The sequence below is a fragment of the Kineococcus sp. DHX-1 genome (assembly GCF_042473625.1).
GTDB lineage: Bacteria > Actinomycetota > Actinomycetes > Actinomycetales > Kineococcaceae > Kineococcus.
The window spans coordinates 3711376-3727726 of the sequence record NZ_CP170445.1 but is presented as its reverse complement, the minus strand read 5'-3'; the positions used below and the strand labels follow the sequence as shown (position 1 = coordinate 3727726).

The 16351-nt window shown below is 75.5% G+C and carries 16 protein-coding genes; 15 read left to right on the top strand and 1 reads right to left on the bottom strand.

Features of this window, described 5'->3' with window-relative positions:
• Positions 1-26: 26 nt before the first annotated feature.
• The 8 genes from rplQ (at position 27) to ACFEMC_RS17760 (ending at position 7757) form a co-directional block, all read left to right on the top strand.
• Positions 27-587 carry a 50S ribosomal protein L17 gene (gene rplQ, locus ACFEMC_RS17795; protein ID WP_380170875.1) on the top strand — a complete coding sequence of 187 codons (561 nt, stop codon included), beginning with the start codon at positions 27-29 and terminating at the stop codon, positions 585-587.
• Positions 584-1477: a tRNA pseudouridine synthase A gene (locus ACFEMC_RS17790; protein WP_380176868.1), complete on the top strand. Its 894-nt coding sequence runs from the start codon at positions 584-586 to the stop codon at positions 1475-1477. The genes rplQ and ACFEMC_RS17790 overlap by 4 nt, the downstream gene beginning before the upstream one ends.
• A 157-nt stretch (positions 1478-1634) precedes the next feature.
• Positions 1635-2150, top strand: a complete 516-nt coding sequence (locus tag ACFEMC_RS17785; protein WP_380170874.1) for a SixA phosphatase family protein — start codon at positions 1635-1637, stop codon at positions 2148-2150.
• Positions 2151-2196: 46 nt separating this feature from the next.
• Positions 2197-3894 carry an ATP-binding cassette domain-containing protein gene (locus tag ACFEMC_RS17780; RefSeq protein WP_380170873.1) on the top strand — a complete coding sequence of 566 codons (1698 nt, stop codon included), beginning with the start codon at positions 2197-2199 and terminating at the stop codon, positions 3892-3894.
• 168 nt (positions 3895-4062) lie between these two features.
• Positions 4063-4506 carry a 50S ribosomal protein L13 gene (gene rplM / locus ACFEMC_RS17775; protein WP_380170872.1) on the top strand — a complete coding sequence of 148 codons (444 nt, stop codon included), beginning with the start codon at positions 4063-4065 and terminating at the stop codon, positions 4504-4506.
• Between the two features lie 85 nt (positions 4507-4591).
• Complete coding sequence (gene rpsI, locus ACFEMC_RS17770) at positions 4592-5056, top strand: 30S ribosomal protein S9 (RefSeq protein WP_367636939.1); 465 nt, start codon at positions 4592-4594, stop codon at positions 5054-5056.
• Positions 5057-5192: 136 nt separating this feature from the next.
• Positions 5193-6557, top strand: a complete 1365-nt coding sequence (gene glmM, locus ACFEMC_RS17765; protein WP_380170871.1) for a phosphoglucosamine mutase — start codon at positions 5193-5195, stop codon at positions 6555-6557.
• Between the two features lie 129 nt (positions 6558-6686).
• Entirely contained in the window at positions 6687-7757 is a 1071-nt protein-coding gene (locus ACFEMC_RS17760) for a GNAT family N-acetyltransferase (protein WP_380170870.1), read from the top strand.
• On the opposite strand, the gene coaA is transcribed toward ACFEMC_RS17760, so the two are convergent.
• A complete protein-coding gene (gene coaA / locus ACFEMC_RS17755; RefSeq protein WP_380170869.1) occupies positions 7733-8722 on the bottom strand; it encodes a type I pantothenate kinase in 990 nt (329 codons plus the stop codon). The two genes, ACFEMC_RS17760 and coaA, sit on opposite strands and share 25 nt — an antisense overlap.
• A 75-nt stretch (positions 8723-8797) precedes the next feature.
• Here coaA and glmS point away from each other — a divergent pair, with 75 nt between their 5' ends.
• The 7 genes from glmS (at position 8798) to ACFEMC_RS17720 (ending at position 16344) form a co-directional block, all read left to right on the top strand.
• On the top strand, positions 8798-10669 hold the full coding sequence (gene glmS / locus ACFEMC_RS17750) for a glutamine--fructose-6-phosphate transaminase (isomerizing) (protein ID WP_380170868.1): 1872 nt from the start codon (positions 8798-8800) through the stop codon (positions 10667-10669).
• A 75-nt stretch (positions 10670-10744) separates the two neighbouring features.
• Complete coding sequence (locus tag ACFEMC_RS17745) at positions 10745-11098, top strand: holo-ACP synthase (protein ID WP_367636942.1); 354 nt, start codon at positions 10745-10747, stop codon at positions 11096-11098.
• 49 nt (positions 11099-11147) lie between these two features.
• On the top strand, positions 11148-12587 hold the full coding sequence (locus ACFEMC_RS17740; RefSeq protein ID WP_380170867.1) for an NAD(P)H-hydrate epimerase: 1440 nt from the start codon (positions 11148-11150) through the stop codon (positions 12585-12587).
• A gap of 154 nt (positions 12588-12741) precedes the next feature.
• Positions 12742-13938, top strand: coding sequence for an alanine racemase (alr, locus tag ACFEMC_RS17735; protein WP_380170866.1), 1197 nt, complete (start codon positions 12742-12744; stop codon positions 13936-13938).
• On the top strand, positions 13935-15008 hold the full coding sequence (locus ACFEMC_RS17730) for an alpha/beta hydrolase (RefSeq protein ID WP_380170865.1): 1074 nt from the start codon (positions 13935-13937) through the stop codon (positions 15006-15008). The genes alr and ACFEMC_RS17730 overlap by 4 nt, the downstream gene beginning before the upstream one ends.
• Positions 15005-15508, top strand: a complete 504-nt coding sequence (gene tsaE / locus ACFEMC_RS17725; protein WP_380170864.1) for a tRNA (adenosine(37)-N6)-threonylcarbamoyltransferase complex ATPase subunit type 1 TsaE — start codon at positions 15005-15007, stop codon at positions 15506-15508. Before ACFEMC_RS17730 ends, tsaE begins: the two co-directional genes overlap by 4 nt.
• Complete coding sequence (locus ACFEMC_RS17720; protein ID WP_380170863.1) at positions 15505-16344, top strand: alpha/beta hydrolase; 840 nt, start codon at positions 15505-15507, stop codon at positions 16342-16344. The genes tsaE and ACFEMC_RS17720 overlap by 4 nt, the downstream gene beginning before the upstream one ends.
• The last annotated feature ends 7 nt before the right edge of the window (positions 16345-16351 follow it).

The following is a 16351-nucleotide window of genomic DNA, read 5'->3' as shown; positions in this document are numbered from 1 at the left end:
CGCGGCAACACCGAGGAGACAACACAATGCCCACCCCCACCAAGGGTCCGCGGCTCGGCGGCGGGCCGGCCCACGAGAAGCTCATCCTCGCCAACCTGGCGACTGCGCTCTTCGAACACCGCAGCATCACCACGACCGAGGCCAAGGCGAAGCGGCTCCGCCCGCACGCCGAGCGCCTCATCACGTTCGCGAAGAAGGGTGACCTGGCGGCTCGCCGCGAGGTCATGAAGACGGTGCGCGACAAGTCCGTCGTGCACTTCCTCTTCACCGAGATCGCCCCGGCCATGGCCGAGCGCAACGGTGGCTACACCCGCATCGTGAAGATCGGTCCCCGCAAGGGCGACAACGCCCCCATGGCCGTGATCCAGCTCGTCATGGAGCCGGTCAGCGCCAAGCAGGGTGTCGTCCGCGAGGCCGAGCAGGCCGCTGCGGCGACCGCTCCGGCCGAGGAGACCCCGGCCGAGGAGACCGCGGCGACCGAGTCGACCGAGGAGACCACCTCGGACACGACGGCGGACGCCGTCGAGGTCGACGCCGCCGAGGCCGACCCGAGCGACGAGAGCACCGAGAAGAAGGACCAGGCCTGAGCGCCTCCTCCTCCGCTGACGAGCCCGTCCACCCCGACACCGGGGAGGGCGGGCTCGTCCGCGTCCGGCTCGACCTCGGCTACGACGGCACGCACTTCGCGGGGTGGGCCGAGCAGCCGGGTCTGCGCACGGTCCAGGGCGAGCTGACCGCCGGTCTGGGGCGCGTGCTGCGACTCGACCCGCCCCCTCGCCTCACCGTGGCCGGCCGCACCGACGCGGGCGTGCACGCGAGCGGCCAGGTGGCCCACGTCGACGTCCCTGCGACCGCGTGGGTGAGCGTGCCGGGGCGGAGCGACGCCCCGCCCGGGACGGCCCTCGTGCGGCGCCTGGCGGGCGTCCTCCCGCCCGACGTGCGCGTCCACGGTGCCAGAGAAGCCCCCGCGGGTTTCGACGCGCGCTTCGGCGCCCTGCGGCGCCGCTACGCCTACCGGGTGTGCGACGACCCCGCCGGCGTCCCGCCGCTGCGGCGCTTCGACGTGCTGCACCACCGGCGCCCTCTCGACGTCACCGCGATGGACCTCGCGGCCCGCAGCCTCGTCGGGCTGCGCGAGTTCGCGGCCTTCTGCAAGCCCCGCGACGGGGCCACCACCGTCCGCGCGCTCCTGGCCTACTCGTGGCGGCGCACGGACGACGGGCTGCTCCTCGCCGACGTCCAGGCCGACGCGTTCTGCCACTCGATGGTCCGGGCGCTGGTGGGTGCGGCCCTCGCGGTCGGTGACGGCCGCCGCGACGTGGACTGGCCCCGCCTCGTGCAGGACCGCGCCGTGCGCGACCCCGCCGTCGCGGTCGTCGGACCCCAGGGCCTGACGCTGGAGGAGGTCGTCTACCCCGCCGACGCCGACCTCGCCGCCCGCGCCGCGCAGTCCCGCGCCGTCCGCACCCTCCCCTGAGACCCCTCTCTGCCCGCGTGGAAAACACTCCTTCCGCCCTCCTGCAACGCTGCACGAGGGCGGAAGGAGTGTTTTCCACGCGGGGCCGGCCGGCAGTGGGCCGGGCGGGTGAGGGGCGGGTGGGGCGCGGGGGCGGGCGTGCGGCAGGCTGGTGCGTGTGCCCACGCTCGTCGTCGTCCGCCACGCCAAGGCCGACTCGCCGGTAGGACTGCAGGACATCGCCCGCCCCCTCGCCGACCGCGGCAAGGCCGACGCGGAGGAGGCGGGACGCTGGCTGCGCGAGCACGTCGGGGCGTGCGACCTGCTCCTCAGCTCGCCCGCCCGCCGAACCGAGGAGACGACGGCCCGGCTGCTCGACGGCTGGGGCACCGCCCCCGTCATCGTGGACGAGGAACGGCTCTACGAGGCCACCCTGGGCGACCTGCTGCGCATCGTCCGCGGCCTGGACACCGAGACGGCCGACGCCACCGTCGTGCTCGTGGCCCACAACCCCGGCGTCAGCGCCCTCGTGGAGGCCCTGACGGGCGAGGTCGTCCAGCTGCGCACGGCCGGCATCGCCGTCCTGGACGTCGCGGGGGACTGGGCGGACGCCGACACGACGAGCTGCGCCCTGCGGCTGCAGCACACCGCCCGCGCGGACACCGACGGTCGGGAAAGCAGCGGCGCGCACTGACCCCGACCCGTCAGACTGGCCGCTCACGCACGACAGGAGCAGGGCAGTGGCTGGAACAACGGGTGGGCACGTCGACGTCGCAGGGCTGAGCCACGAGCTCCCCGACGGGCGGCCCCTCCTGAGCGAGGTGTCCTTCCGGGTCGCCGACGGGTCGACGACCGCGCTCATCGGTCCCAACGGCACGGGCAAGACGACGCTGCTGCGTCTCGTCGCGGGGGACGAACCGGTGCAGGAGGGGGCGGTCGCGCGCAGCGGCGGCCTCGGCGTCATGCGCCAGTTCGTCGGCTCGGTGCGCGACGGCACGACGGTGGCCGAGCTGCTCGTCTCCGTCGCCCCCGCCCCCCTGCGCGAGGCCTTCGCCGCCGTCGAGGCGGCCGAGGCGGCCATGGTCGAGCAGGAGACCGAGAAGTCCCAGCTGCGGTACGCGCAGGCGCTGGCCGACTTCGGCGACGCCGGCGGCTACGAGCAGGAGGTGCTGTGGGACGAGTGCACCCACGCCGCCCTCGGCGTCCCGTTCGACACCTGCCGCAACCGGCTCGTCCGGACGCTGTCCGGCGGTGAGCAGAAGCGGCTCGTCCTGGAAGCCCTGCTGCGCGGGCCCGAGGGCGTCCTGCTCCTGGACGAGCCGGACAACTACCTCGACGTGCCCGGCAAGCGCTGGCTCGAGGAGCAGCTGCGCGCGACGCCCAAGTCCGTGCTGCTCGTGAGCCACGACCGCGAGCTGCTGGCCGCCGCCGCCGACCGCATCGTGACCCTGGAACCGGGCGCGGCCGGGGCGGTGGCGTGGACGCACGGCGGGTCCTTCGCCGACTACGGTCCGGCCCGGCAGGCGCGCGGGGAACGGCTGGAGGAGCTGCGGCGCCGCTGGGACGAGGAGCGCGTGAAGCTGCGCACGCTCGTCGTGACGCTGCGGGAGAAGTCGAAGTTCAACGACGGGATGTCCTCGCGGTACGCCGCCGCCCAGACCCGGCTGGCCAAGTTCGAGGAGGCGGGCCCGCCGCAGGCACCGCCGGTCGCGCAGGACGTCCGGATGCGCCTGCGCGGGGGCCGTACCGGCAAGCGCGCCGTCGTGGTCGACGGGCTGGAGCTCACGGGCCTCATGCAGCCCTTCGACGCCGAGCTGTGGCTGGGGGACCGCGTCGCCGTTCTGGGCTCGAACGGGTCGGGCAAGTCCCACTTCCTTCGGCTGCTGGCCGCCGGCGGGTCCGACCCCGACGCCGAGCACCGCCCGGTCGACGAGCACGTCCCCGACCCCGTGCAGCACACGGGCGCCGTGCGGCTCGGGGCGCGGGTGCGGCCGGGCTGGTTCGCCCAGACGCACGAGCAGCCGGCTCTCGTCGGCCGGTCCCTGCTCGACGTCCTGCACCGCGGCAACTCCCACCGGGACGGCCTCGACCGCGAGGCCGCCTCGCGGGCGCTGGACCGCTACGGGCTCGCCGAGGCCGCCGAGCAGCTCTTCGAGAACCTCTCCGGTGGCCAGCAGGCGAGGTTGCAGATCCTGCTGCTGGAGCTGTCCGGGGCGACCCTGCTGCTGCTGGACGAACCGACGGACAACCTCGACCTGCACTCGGCCGAGGCGCTCGAGCAGGCCCTGGCCGCCTTCGAGGGCACGGTCGTGGCCGTCACCCACGACCGGTGGTTCGCCCGCGGCTTCGACCGGTTCCTGCTCTTCGGGGAGGACGGGCGGGTCGTGGAGACCGCCGAGCCGGTGTGGGACGTGCGGCGCGTCGAGCGCGTCCGCTGACCACCGCGCGCCGCGCGGAGCCGTTTTGACCCACCCGGTGGGCGGCGGGTAACGTCGGTGGTCGTTGTGCCCACGCAGTGCCTGCCACAGGGCGCCGGGATCCCCCGGCGCCGGAGGACTCGAGCGCGGGCCCAGTCCGCAACAAGTCCGAGGAGATGGGCAACCCCCGTGCGCACGTTCACCCCGAAGCCGGGCGACATCGACCGCCGTTGGCTCGTCATCGACGCGGAGGACGTCGTCCTGGGCCGTCTGGCCGTCCAGGCCGCCACCCTCCTGCGCGGCAAGCACAAGGCGACGTTCGCCCCGCACGTCGACGGTGGCGACTACGTCATCATCGTCAACGCCGCGAAGGTCGCCCTGACGGGCTCCAAGCGCGAGCAGAAGGTCGCCTACCGCCACTCGGGTTACCCGGGCGGCCTCAAGGCCACCAGCTACGTCGAGCTGCTCGACAAGAACCCGGAGAAGGCCGTCGAGAAGGCCATCCGCGGCATGATCCCCAAGAACTCGCTCGGCCGTCAGGTCCTGAGCAAGCTCAAGGTCTACGCGGGCCCCGAGCACCCGCACGGCGCTCAGCAGCCCGAGACCTTCACGATCACCCAGGTCGCGCAGTGAGCCGCGGCACCAACCCGGCCAACTGAGCGAAGCGAGGAGCATCGTGAGCGAGTACACGACCACGACGGACGACGTCGTCGAGGACATCACCGAGACCGACGAGTTCGACGGGACCTACACGTCCGAGTCGTCCGCCCCGGCCACCGGCGGCAACAGCATCATCGCCCCCGGCGGGGCCACCGGCCGCCGCAAGGAGGCCGTCGCCCGCGTCCGCATCGTCCCCGGCTCCGGCCAGTGGAAGATCAACGGCCGCGAGCTGGACGACTACTTCCCGAACAAGGTGCACCAGCAGCTCGTCAACGAGCCGTTCCGCGTCACCGCGCTCGAGGGGTCGTTCGACGTCATCGCCCGCATCCACGGCGGCGGCTCGTCCGGCCAGGCCGGTGCCCTGCGCCTCGGCGTGGCGCGCGCGCTCAACGCGGTGGACCTCGAGGCCAACCGCCCGGCGCTGAAGAAGGCCGGGTTCCTGACCCGCGACCCGCGCGCCATCGAGCGCAAGAAGGCCGGTCTGAAGAAGGCCCGCAAGGCGCCGCAGTTCAGCAAGCGCTGATCCGGCACTCGCGGCCGGCCGACGTCGGCCTGCGAGTACCGTCACGACGGCCCCGGGAGCTCTCCCGGGGCCGTCGTGGTGTCTGGGGCCGCGTCCGCAGTGGCGCGGCCCGTGAACGCAGGGAGAGGACGACAGGGTGGGGCGGCTCTTCGGGACCGACGGTGTGCGGGGTCTGGCGAACGTCGACCTGACCGCCGAGATGGCGCTCGGGCTGGCGGCGGCCGCGGCCACCGTCCTGGTGGACGAGGGCGGGACGGCGCACCCGCGCGCTCTCGTGGCCCGCGACCCGCGCGCCTCCGGGGAGTTCCTGTCGGCCGCGGTGGTGGCCGGGCTCGCGAGCTCCGGCGTGGACGTCCTGGACATCGGCGTCGTCCCCACCCCCGCGCTGGCCCACCTCGTCGACACCTCCGGTGCCGACTTCGGCGTCATGCTCTCGGCCTCGCACAACGCCATGCCGGACAACGGGTTGAAGATCTTCGCCCGCGGCGGCTCGAAGCTGCCCGACGACGTCGAGGACCGCATCGAGGCGGCCTACCGCGCCGGGACGCCGCGACGGCCGACCGGCAGCGGTGTCGGCCGCGCCCACGCGGGTCCCGACGTCGAGCAGGACGCCCAGGACAGCTACGTCGACCACCTCCTGTCGACCCTGCCCGGGGGTCCCGGCTCCCTCGCGGGGCTGCACGTGGTCGTCGACTGCGCCAACGGCGCCGCCAGCGCCATCTCGCCCCGCGTGCTGCGAGAGGCCGGGGCGCGCGTCACGACGCTGTACGCCGCGCCCGACGGGCTGAACATCAACGACGGCTGCGGCTCGACGCACCTGGGCCCGGTGACGGCCGCCGTCGTCGAGCACGGCGCCGACCTGGGCCTCGCGCACGACGGGGACGCCGACCGCTGCCTCGCCGTCGACGCCGCCGGCAACGCCGTCGACGGCGACCAGATCATGGCCGTCCTCGCCCTGGCCCTGCGCGACCGCGGTCAGCTCGCCGAGGGCACTCTCGTCGCGACGGTGATGAGCAACCTCGGTCTCAAGCTCGCCATGCAGCGCGAGGGCGTCACCGTCGTCGAGACGGGCGTCGGTGACCGGTACGTGCTGGAGGCGCTGAACGCGGGCGGCTGGAGCATCGGCGGGGAGCAGAGCGGTCACGTCGTCCTGCCCGAGCACGCCACGACGGGGGACGGCGTCCTCACGGGGCTGCAGCTGGCGGCGCGCATGGCCGAGACGGGCCGCAGCCTCGCCGACCTCGCCTCCGTCGTGGAGCGTCTGCCGCAGGTGCTCGTCAACGTCCGCGGGGTCGACAAGTCCCGCGCGGGCGCCGACGCCGACCTGCTGGCCGCGGTCGCCGAGGCCGAGCGCGAGCTGGGGGAGACCGGCCGGGTGCTGCTGCGCCCCAGCGGCACCGAACCCCTCGTGCGGGTCATGGTCGAGGCCGCGCACACGCAGCACGCGCAGGACGTCGCGGACCGGCTCGCGGACGTCGTGCGGGCACGCCTGGCCCTGTGAGGGTGCGGGCACGCCTGGCCCTGTGAGGGTGCGGGCACGCCTGGCCCTGTGAGGGTGCGGGCACGCCTGGCCCCGTGAGCGTGCGGAAACGCCTCGCGCTCCGACGGCCCGTTCTGGCTGACTGGGGACGTGCTCCCCACCCCGACGCTGCGCGCCACGTCCTCGACCGCCCCCGACCGGGCGGCCTGGGCGCGGGACCACTTCGACCGCTGGTACGACGCGCTGGCGGCCGCGGAGGCCGTCGACCGGCCCGATCCCTCGACGTGGCGGCGCGGGGAGCTGCGGGCACTGCTCGAACGCGGTTCGTCGGACGAGCTCATGCACGTGCTCCTCGCGGAGGAGGGCGGTGACGTCGTGGGGGTGGCCGACGTCCGCTGCAGCCTGGCCGACAACCGGCACGTCGCCGTCGTGCACGTCGCCGTCCCGCCCGCCCACCGCCGTCGCGGGACGGGGTCGGCGCTGCTCGCAGCGGCCCTGGGGGTGGCCGCGGCCGGGGGCCGGACCACGGTGCGGGTGCGCGTCGACCGCCCGGCCGGGCGCGACCCGCAGAGCTGGCCGGGGTCCGTCGCCGCGGCGCGCTGGGGGTTCGGGGCCGGCCTGCTCACCGCCCGTCGGCAGCTGCCCCTGCCGCCCGACGCCGACCGTCTCGCGGCGCTCGAGTCCGCCGCCGCCCCGCACGCCACCGGGTACCGGGTCCGCGCCTACGCCGGGCCCGTCCCCGAGGCCGACCTGGACGCGATGGCCCGCCTGACGGCCCGCATGAGCACCGACGCCCCCAACGGCGACCTCGCGGTCGAGCCCGAGCACTGGGACGCCGAGCGCATCCGCGAGGTGGAGGCCGTCCGGGCGGCGCAGGGCCGGCACCAGTGGGTCGGAGTCGCCGAGCACGAGGACGCCGGACTGGTCGCCTACACGGTCCTCGTCCGGTCCGACCACGAACCGGAACGACTCATCCAGCTCGACACCCTCGTGCTGGCCGAGCACCGCGGCCACCGCCTGGGCACGCTGGTGAAACTCGCGTGCCTGCGACGGGCCCTCGTCGACAATGCTGCAGCGCAACGGGTTTCGACGTGGAACACGGTGTCGAACACGCCGATGGTCGCCGTGAACGAGGCGCTCGGGTTCGTGCTCGATGAGTTCCTGGAGGAGCTCGAGGCGCCCCGGGAACGGGTGGTTCAGACCTTGCGCAACCGCACCTGACGCACCGAGTGGTCGGGCCCCTTCTGCAGCACGCAGGTGGCCCGGCCGCGCGTCGGCAGCACGTTCTCGGCGAGGTTGGGGCCGTTGATCTCGTTCCAGATGCCCCGCGCCCGCGCCACGGCCTCGTCGTCGGTGAACGAGGCGTAGCGGTGGAAGTACGACTGCGGGTCCGAGAACGCAGTCCGCCGCAGCTCGAGGAACCGGTCCACGTACCAGGTGCGGACGTCCTCGCTGCGGGCGTCGACGTACAGGGAGAAGTCGAAGTAGTCGCTGACGGCGACGCCCTGGGTCCCGTCGGCGCGCACGCGCGCCGGTTGCAGGACGTTGAGGCCCTCGACGATGAGGACGTCCGGCCGGCGGACGAGGATCTCCTCGTCCGGGACGATGTCGTAGACGAGGTGGGAGTACACCGGCGCCCGCACCTCGGGCACCCCCGACTTCACCGCCGCGAGGAACCGCAGGAGGGCCCGTCGGTCGTAGCTCTCCGGGAACCCCTTGCGGTGCAGGATGCCCCGCCGTTCCAGCTCGGCGTTCGGCAGCAGGAACCCGTCGGTCGTCACGAGTTCGACGCGGGGCGTCTCGGGCCAGTGCGACAGCAGTTCGCGCAGGACGCGGGCCGTCGTGGACTTGCCCACCGCGACCGACCCGGCGATGCCGATGACGAAGGGCGTGCGCTGCACGGCCTCGCCGAGGAACGTCGACGTCGCCGCGTGCAGCGACCCGGCGGAGCGGTCGTACAGCGTCAGCAACCGGGACAGCGGGAGGTAGACCTCCTCGACCTCGCGCAGGTCGACGCGGTCGCCGAGCCCTCGCAGGCGGGCGACGTCGTCGGCGGTGAGGGTGAGGGGGGTGTTGGCCCGCAGGGCGCTCCAGTGCGCCCGGTCCAGGACGACGTACGGGGTGGGCGAGCCGGTGGCGCCGGGGGAGGGGTGGGTCGCGGAGGAAGTCGTCGCGCCCGTTCTCACCGGCGTGAGGCTACCGGGTGACGGACGGGCCTCGGGTGACCGGGACGGGCCCGCCAGGACCGTACCCTCGTGCCCATGTGCGGAATCGTCGGGTACGTGGGGGCACCCCAGCGCGGGGACGGGGCGGGCGTCGAGGTCGTCCTCGAGGGGCTGCGACGCCTGGAGTACCGCGGCTACGACTCGGCTGGCATCGCCGTCGTCACGCCCGACGGCGTCCGGACCCGCAAGAAGGCCGGAAAGCTCGCCAACCTCGTCGAGGAGCTGGCGGCCGACCCGCTGCCCGCCGCGACGACGGCCATCGGCCACACCCGCTGGGCGACCCACGGCGGCCCGACCGACGCGAACGCGCACCCGCACGTCGGGGTCGGTGGCCGCGTCGCCGTCATCCACAACGGCATCGTCGAGAACTTCGCGACGCTGCGCGCGGAGCTGCTCGAGGCCGGCGTCGAGTTCACCAGCGAGACCGACACCGAGGTCGTCGCCCACCTGCTCGCCCGGGCCTGCGAGGCGGCGGACGGGACCCTGGACCTCGCCGACGCCATGCGCTCCGTCTGCGCCCGGCTCGAGGGCGCGTTCACCCTGCTCGCGGTCCACGCGGACGCGCCCGACACGATCGTCGGGGCGCGCCGGAACTCCCCGCTCGTCGTCGGCCTCGGCGACGGCGCGAACTACCTCGGCTCCGACGTCGCCGCGTTCATCGCCTCGACCCGCGACGCGCTCGAGCTCGGCCAGGACCAGGTCGTCACGATCACCCCCGACAGCGTCGTCGTCACCGGGTTCGACGGGTCGCCCGCCCAAGGCCGGCGCTTCCACGTCGACTGGGACGCCGCGGCCGCCGAGAAGGGTGGTTTCCCGTCCTTCATGGCCAAGGAGATCCACGACCAGCCGCAGGCCATCGCCGACACCCTCCTGGGCCGCGTCGACGCGGGCGGGCGGCTGCAGCTGGACGAGATGAACATCTCCGAGGCGGAGATGCGCACGGTCGACAAGATCGTCGTCATCGCCTGCGGCACCGCCGCGTACGCGGGCCAGGTCGCGAAGTACGCGATCGAGCACTGGTGCCGCATCCCCGTCGAGGTCGAACTCGCCCACGAGTTCCGCTACCGCGACCCCGTCGTCTCCGAGCGCACGCTCGTCGTGGCGATCTCCCAGTCGGGGGAGACGATGGACACGATCATGGCCGTGCGGCACGCCCGCGAGCAGGGCGCCAAGGTGCTCGCGATCTGCAACACCAACGGGTCGACGATCCCGCGCGAGTCCGACGCGGTGCTCTACACGCACGCCGGCCCCGAGATCGCCGTCGCCTCCACGAAGGCGTTCCTCGCCCAGATCACCGCCTGCTACCTGCTCGGCCTGTTCCTGGCCCAGCTGCGCGGCAACAAGTTCTCCGACGAGGTGGCCGAGGTCCTGGCCCAGCTGCACGAGGTCCCCGGGCAGGTGCGGCAGGTCCTCGACGGCCTGGAGCAGGTCCGGGAGATCGCCCGGTACATGGCCGACACCCGCTCGGTGCTGTTCCTCGGCCGGCACGTGGGGTACCCGGTCGCGATGGAGGGCGCGCTCAAGCTCAAGGAACTCGCCTACATCCACGCGGAGGGTTTCGCGGCGGGCGAGCTGAAGCACGGGCCCATCGCCCTCGTCGAACCCGGCCAGCCGGTGTTCGTCGTCGTGCCGAGCCCGCGCGGGCGGGACTCCCTGCACTCCAAGGTCGTCTCGAACATCCAGGAGGTCCGCGCGCGCGGGGCCCGGACGCTCGTCATCGCCGAGGAGGGCGACACGGCCGTCGAACCGTACGCCGACGTCGTCATCCGCGTGCCCCGGACGTCCACGCTCCTCTCGCCCCTGCTGGCGGTCGTGCCGCTGCAGGTCTTCGCCTGCGAACTGGCGACCGCCAAGGGCCTCGACGTCGACCAGCCGCGCAACCTGGCCAAGTCCGTCACGGTGGAGTGACCCCCGCCGTCGGGCGTCCGCGAGCCGCGTGGGAACGTGACGCCCGCGGACGCCGTCGGCGGAGGGACAGCACTGGTGATCATCGGCATCGGGATCGACGTCGTGGACGTCGCCCGTTTCAGACGTCAGGTCGAGCGCACGCCGCTGCTGCTCGAACGGCTCTTCGGAGACGGTGAACGCGGTCTGCCCGCGGAGTCGCTCGCGGCGCGGTTCGCGGCCAAGGAGGCCGTCGCCAAGGCGCTCGGGGCGCCCGTCGGTCTCGTCTGGCGCGACGTCGTCGTCGAGCGCGAGGACGGGCACCGCCCCGAGATCGTCGTGCGCGGCAGCGCGAAGAAGATCGCGAAGGAGATGGGTGTGGCCACCTTCCACCTGTCCCTGTCGCACGACGCGGGCATCGCGACCGCGATGGTGGTCGCCGAGTCGAAGTGACGCGCCTCCCCGGGGGGCGCCCCGGCGCGCGTCCGGGGAGGGTGGGTCCGTGATCCCCGCGCTCCGCACCGAGGACGTCCGCCGCACCGAGGCCGCCGTCATGGCGGCCCTGCCCCCGGGCACGCTCATGCAGCGCGCCGCCGCCGCGCTCGCGGTCGCGTGCGCGGACGTCCTGCGCGAGAGCACGGGCGGCGTCACCGGCCGCACGGCCGTCGTCCTGGCCGGCCCGGGGGACAACGGCGGCGACGCGCTGTTCGCCGCGGCCCGGCTCGCCCGTCGCGGCGTCGCCGTCACCGCGCTGCTCACCGCCGACCGCGTGCACGCCGATGCCCTGGTGGACGCGCACCGCGCCGGGGTCCGCAGCCGCGACTGGCGTGCCGGCGACGAGGACGTCTGCGCCGCAGCCGACCTGCTGGTGGACGGCATCGCCGGGATCGGTGGTCGCGGGGGGCTGCGGCCGGCCTTCGAGGGGTTGTCCGCCGTCGACGGGCCCGTGGTCGTCGCCGTCGACCTGCCGTCGGGCCTCGACGCCGACACCGGCGCGGTGACGGGGGAGGTGCTCGCCGCCGACCTCACCGTGACGTTCGGGACGGCCAAACCCGTCCACCTGCTCGGCCCGGCCGCGGCGCTGTGCGGGCGGCTGCTCGTCGCCGACATCGGCCTGACCGACCTGCCCCCGGCGGCTGTCGCGCGCGTGGAACCCGCCGACGTCGCAGCCCGCTGGCGCCGGCCGCGTCCCGAGGACGACAAGTACTCCCGCGGTGTCGTGGGCGTCGTGGCGGGCGGACCGGACTACACCGGGGCGGCCGTCCTCGCCGTGGAGGCCGCCGTCCGCGCGGGCGCCGGGATGGTCCGCTACGTCGGGCCCGCGCACCCGACCGAACTGGTCCGGCACGCCCGGCCCGAGGTCGTCGCCGGGACCGGGCGCGTGCAGGCGTGGGTCCTGGGGCCCGGGGTGTCCCCCGACGACCCCGAGCAGCAGGCCCGCGTCCGGGAGGCCCTGGCCAGCGGCGAACCGGCCGTCGTCGACGCCGGCGCGCTCGCGGACCTGCCCGCTCTCGGGCCGCAGCACGTCCTCACCCCGCACGCCGGGGAGCTGGCCCGCCTCCTCGGCGCGGAGCGGTCCGCCGTGGAGGCCGACCCGCTCACGCACGCCCGCCGCGTCCACGAGGAGACCGGGGCGACCGTCCTGCTCAAGGGGACGGTGACGACCGTCGTCGGCGCCCGGGTCCTCACCGGGGCCGCCGCGCCCGCCTGGCTCGCGACCGCGGGCGCCGGGGACGTGCTCGCCGGCATCCTCGGCACCGCGCTCGCCGGCCTGCGCGACCCCCACGACCCCGAGGCCGTCGCGTTCGCCGTCGCCGACGCCGCCGTCCTGCACGGCCGGGCCGCGGCGCTCGCCTCCGCGGGTGGGCCGCTCGCCGCGCTCGACGTCGCCGCGGCGGTCCCGGCGGCGCTGACGTCGCTGCCGGGGTGGGACGCGCCCTGAGGCCCACCGCGCTCTGACGCCGGCCCCGCCCGCGATGGGGCGCGGGGTCACCCCGCGCGCGGTGAACGGTCGCGGGGTCACCCCGTGCCCACCGGCAGCGCGGGGGCGACGGGCGCCGGGCCGGACCGGTGGGGGCGCGGGTACCGTCGAGGACGTGGACCTGCCCACCGAGCTGCCCACCGACCTGCCGGCCGTGGCGCTCGTCGACCTCGACGCGGTCGCGCACAACGTCGGTGTCGTGCGGAGCCGCGTCGCCCCGGCCGCCGTCATGGCCGTCGTCAAGGCCGACGCGTACGGGCACGGCCTCGTCCCCGTCGCCCGCGCGGCCCTCGCCGGTGGCGCGAGCTGGCTCGGCGTCGCCCACGTCCACGAGGCGCTGGCCCTGCGGGACGCGGGGATCGAGGCCGACGTGCTCGCCTGGATCCTCACGCCCGGCACCGACCTCCTGCCCGCCGTCGAGGCCGGCGTCGACCTGTCCGTGGCCGCCACCTGGTCCCTCGAGGCCGTCGTCGCGGCGGCCCGGGCGAGCGGCCGGCGCGCCCGCGTCCACCTGGAGGTCGACACCGGGATGTCCCGCGGGGGCTCCTCCCCGGCCGAGTGGCCCGCGCTCCTGGACGCCGTCGCGAAGCACGTCGACGCGGGCGACGTCGAGGTCCGCGGCACCTGGGCGCACTTCGCCAGCGCCGACGTCCCGGCCGACCCGTCGGTGCCGGCCCAGCTCGCGGCCTTCGAGGGGGCGCTCGCGACGGCTCGAGAGCACGGCGTCGACCCGGGCCTGCGCCACCACGCGAACTCGGCCGCCGCCTTCTTCGTCCCGCAGGCGCGCTACGACCTCGTCCGTGCCGGCCTCGCCGTCTACGGCCTCAGCCCCGCCCCGGACCTCGCGTCCGGGGCCGAGCTCGGCCTCGTCCCGGCGATGACGCTGGCCGCGCGGCTCGCGCACGTGCGGCGGGTGCCGGCCGGGGCGGGCGTCTCCTACGGCCTGACCTACACCGTGCCCGCCGACACGACCCTCGGCCTGGTGCCGCTGGGCTACGGCGACGGCGTCCCGCGGCACGCCTCCTGGGACGGGAAGCACTCCGGGGAGGTCCTCGTCGCCGGGGCGCGGCGCCGCATCGCCGGCCGCGTCTGCATGGACCAGGTCGTCGTCGACCTCGGTGACGAGGTGGCGCTGCCCGGGGACCCGGCTGTCGTCTTCGGTCCCGGCAGCGCCGGGGAGGCCACGGCCGACGACTGGGCGCAGGCCGCCGGGACGATCTCCTGGGAGGTCGTCACCCGCATCGGCGCCCGCGTCCCCCGCCGCCACACCGGGACGGCCGGCGTCCCGCAGCCCCCGGAGGTGCCCGCGTGAGGCCCACCCTGCCCGCCCTCCCGACGCTGCCCGTCCGGCGGCGCCCCCTGCGCCGTCGCGCGAGCGACCGGCGCGAGGAACTGCTCCCTCTCACCGGCAGCCCCGTCGAGGTCGTCACCGACGACGGCGCCCGGCTGCACGTCGAGGTCGACGAGCTCGACCGCCCGGCCACCGCCGGCACGGGTCCCGCTCCGACCGTCGTGCTGTGCCACGGGTACGCCCTGACGGCCGACTGCTGGCACCTCCAGCGCCTCGCGCTGCGCGGCCGGTACCGGCTCGTCCTGCCCGAGCTGCGCGGCCACGGCCGGTCCGGCCGCGGCCCCGACGGACCCGTCGGCGTCGCCCGCCTCGCCGACGACCTCGGACGGGTCATCGACGCCGTCGTCCCCGAGGGGCCCGTCGTGCTCGTCGGGCACTCCCTGGGCGGCATGACCGTCATGGAGCTCGCGGCGCGCCGGCCCGACCTGCTGCCCCGGATCGCCGCGGTGGCCCTCGTGGCGACCTCGGCGGGCGGGCTCGCGGCCGTCGACCACGGGCTGCCGCTGCTCGGACACCACCTCGTGCACTGGGCCGAACTGGCCCTGGAACGCGCGGGCGGACGCTACGAGGTGCTCGAACGCAGCCGCCGCGCCGGGGCCGACCTCGAGCAGCGGCTCGTGCGGCACTGGAGCTTCGCCGGGCCCGTCGCCCCCGAGCTCGTCCGGCTCAGCGCCCGGATGATGGCCCAGACGCCCGTCGACGTCATCGCCGACCTGCTGCCCGCCTTCGCCACCCTCGACGAGCGGGAGGCGCTCGCGGGCCTGGCGGGCCGGCCCGTCCTGGTCGTGGCTGCCGAGCGGGACCTCATGACCCCCGCCGCGCACGGCCGGGAGATCGCCGACGCCCTGCCCGAGGCCGAGCACGTGCTCGTCCGCGGGGCCGGGCACCTCGTCATGCTGGAGCACCCCGGGGTCGTGACGTCCCGGCTCGAGCGGCTGCTGGCCCGGGCCGCCGACGCGTCGGGTCCGCCGGCCGCGGCGCACGAGGTCGTCGTCCCCCTGGCCCGCCGCGGACGCCGGAGGCGCGCGTGAGCACCGAGCACCTGCTGCGGACGCCCGAGGAGACGGCGGCGTTCGGCGAGCGCGTGGGGAGGGTGCTGCGCGCGGGGGACCTCGTCCTGCTGTCGGGGGACCTCGGCGCCGGGAAGACGACGTTCACCCGCGGGCTCGCGACCGCGCTCGGCGTCCGGGGGCCGGTGACGTCCCCGACGTTCGTCATCGCCCGCGAGCACCCGTCCCTCGTCGGCGGGCCGGTGCTGGTCCACGTCGACGCCTACCGCCTCGGGTCCCTCGCCGAGGTCGACGACCTCGACCTCGACACCGCGGCCGAGGAGGCCGTGACCGTCGTGGAGTGGGGACGCGGGCTCGTCGAGGAGATCGCGGGGGACCGGCTCGAGGTCGACCTGCTGCGCCCCACCGGGGCGGCCCCCTCCTCCGACGGAGCGGGGGCCGAGGCCGAGGCCCCCGTCGAACCGCGGCGCGCGGTCGTGCGCGCCGTCGGCGAGCGCTGGGCGGGGGTGGACCTTTCGTGAGCGGACGGCAGGACACGCTGGCCGGGCGGACCGACGACGACCGCGTCCACGGCTTCTCCCGGCGGCACGCCGTCCGGCCTCGGACGGGAGTGCTCGTCCTGCACGGCTTCACGGCCACCCCGCTGTCGGTGGCCGCCTGGGCGGAGGAGTTCCACGCCGCCGGGTTCGACGTGGAAGTCCCGCTGCTGCCCGGGCACGGCACCACCGCCGCCGACTGCGACCGCACGACGTGGGCCGACTGGCTCGGGGCGGCGCAGGCCGCGCTGGACCGGCTGGACCACGAGGTCGTCCTCGTGGCCGGCATCTCGATGGGCGGCGGACTGGCGCTGCGGCTGGCCGAGCTGCGCCCCGACCGCGTGCACGGCCTCGTCCTGGCCAACCCCGCCGTCCTCCTGGAGCCCTGGAAGCTCGCGGCGGTCCAGGTGCTGGGCCGGGTGCTGCCGCGCTGGCCGGGTGTGGCGGGCGACCTGCAGGACACGTCCGTGCAGGTGCTGGCCTACGACACGACGCCGCTGCGCGCGCTCGTCTCGCAGGCCGCGGGGTGGCGCGACGTGCGGCGCGACCTCGCGCTGGTCCGGCAGCCCCTGCTGCTCCTGCGCTCGCGCGTCGACCACGTCGTGCCCGCCGCCTCCGCGCGCGCCGTCCTGGCCGGGGTGTCCTCGGCCGAGGTCTCGGAGGTGGTGTACGCCAACAGCTTCCACGAGCTGACGTCGGACCGTGACGCGCCGGCGGTGTTCGCCGCCTCGGTCCGGTTCGCGCGCCGCCGTTCCCACCCCGACCACCCCACCGGCCACCCTACCGACCACCCCGGCGGGACGGTCCCCGGACCGTCCTAGACTCCCG

What these genes read in the sequence shown, in the direction of transcription:
- rplQ (WP_380170875.1), top strand. Translation starts at nt 27, where the DNA reads ATGCCCACCCCCACCAAGGGTCCGCGGCTCGGCGGCGGGCCGGCCCAC.
- glmS (WP_380170868.1), top strand. Translation starts at nt 8,798, where the DNA reads ATGTGCGGAATCGTCGGGTACGTGGGGGCACCCCAGCGCGGGGACGGG.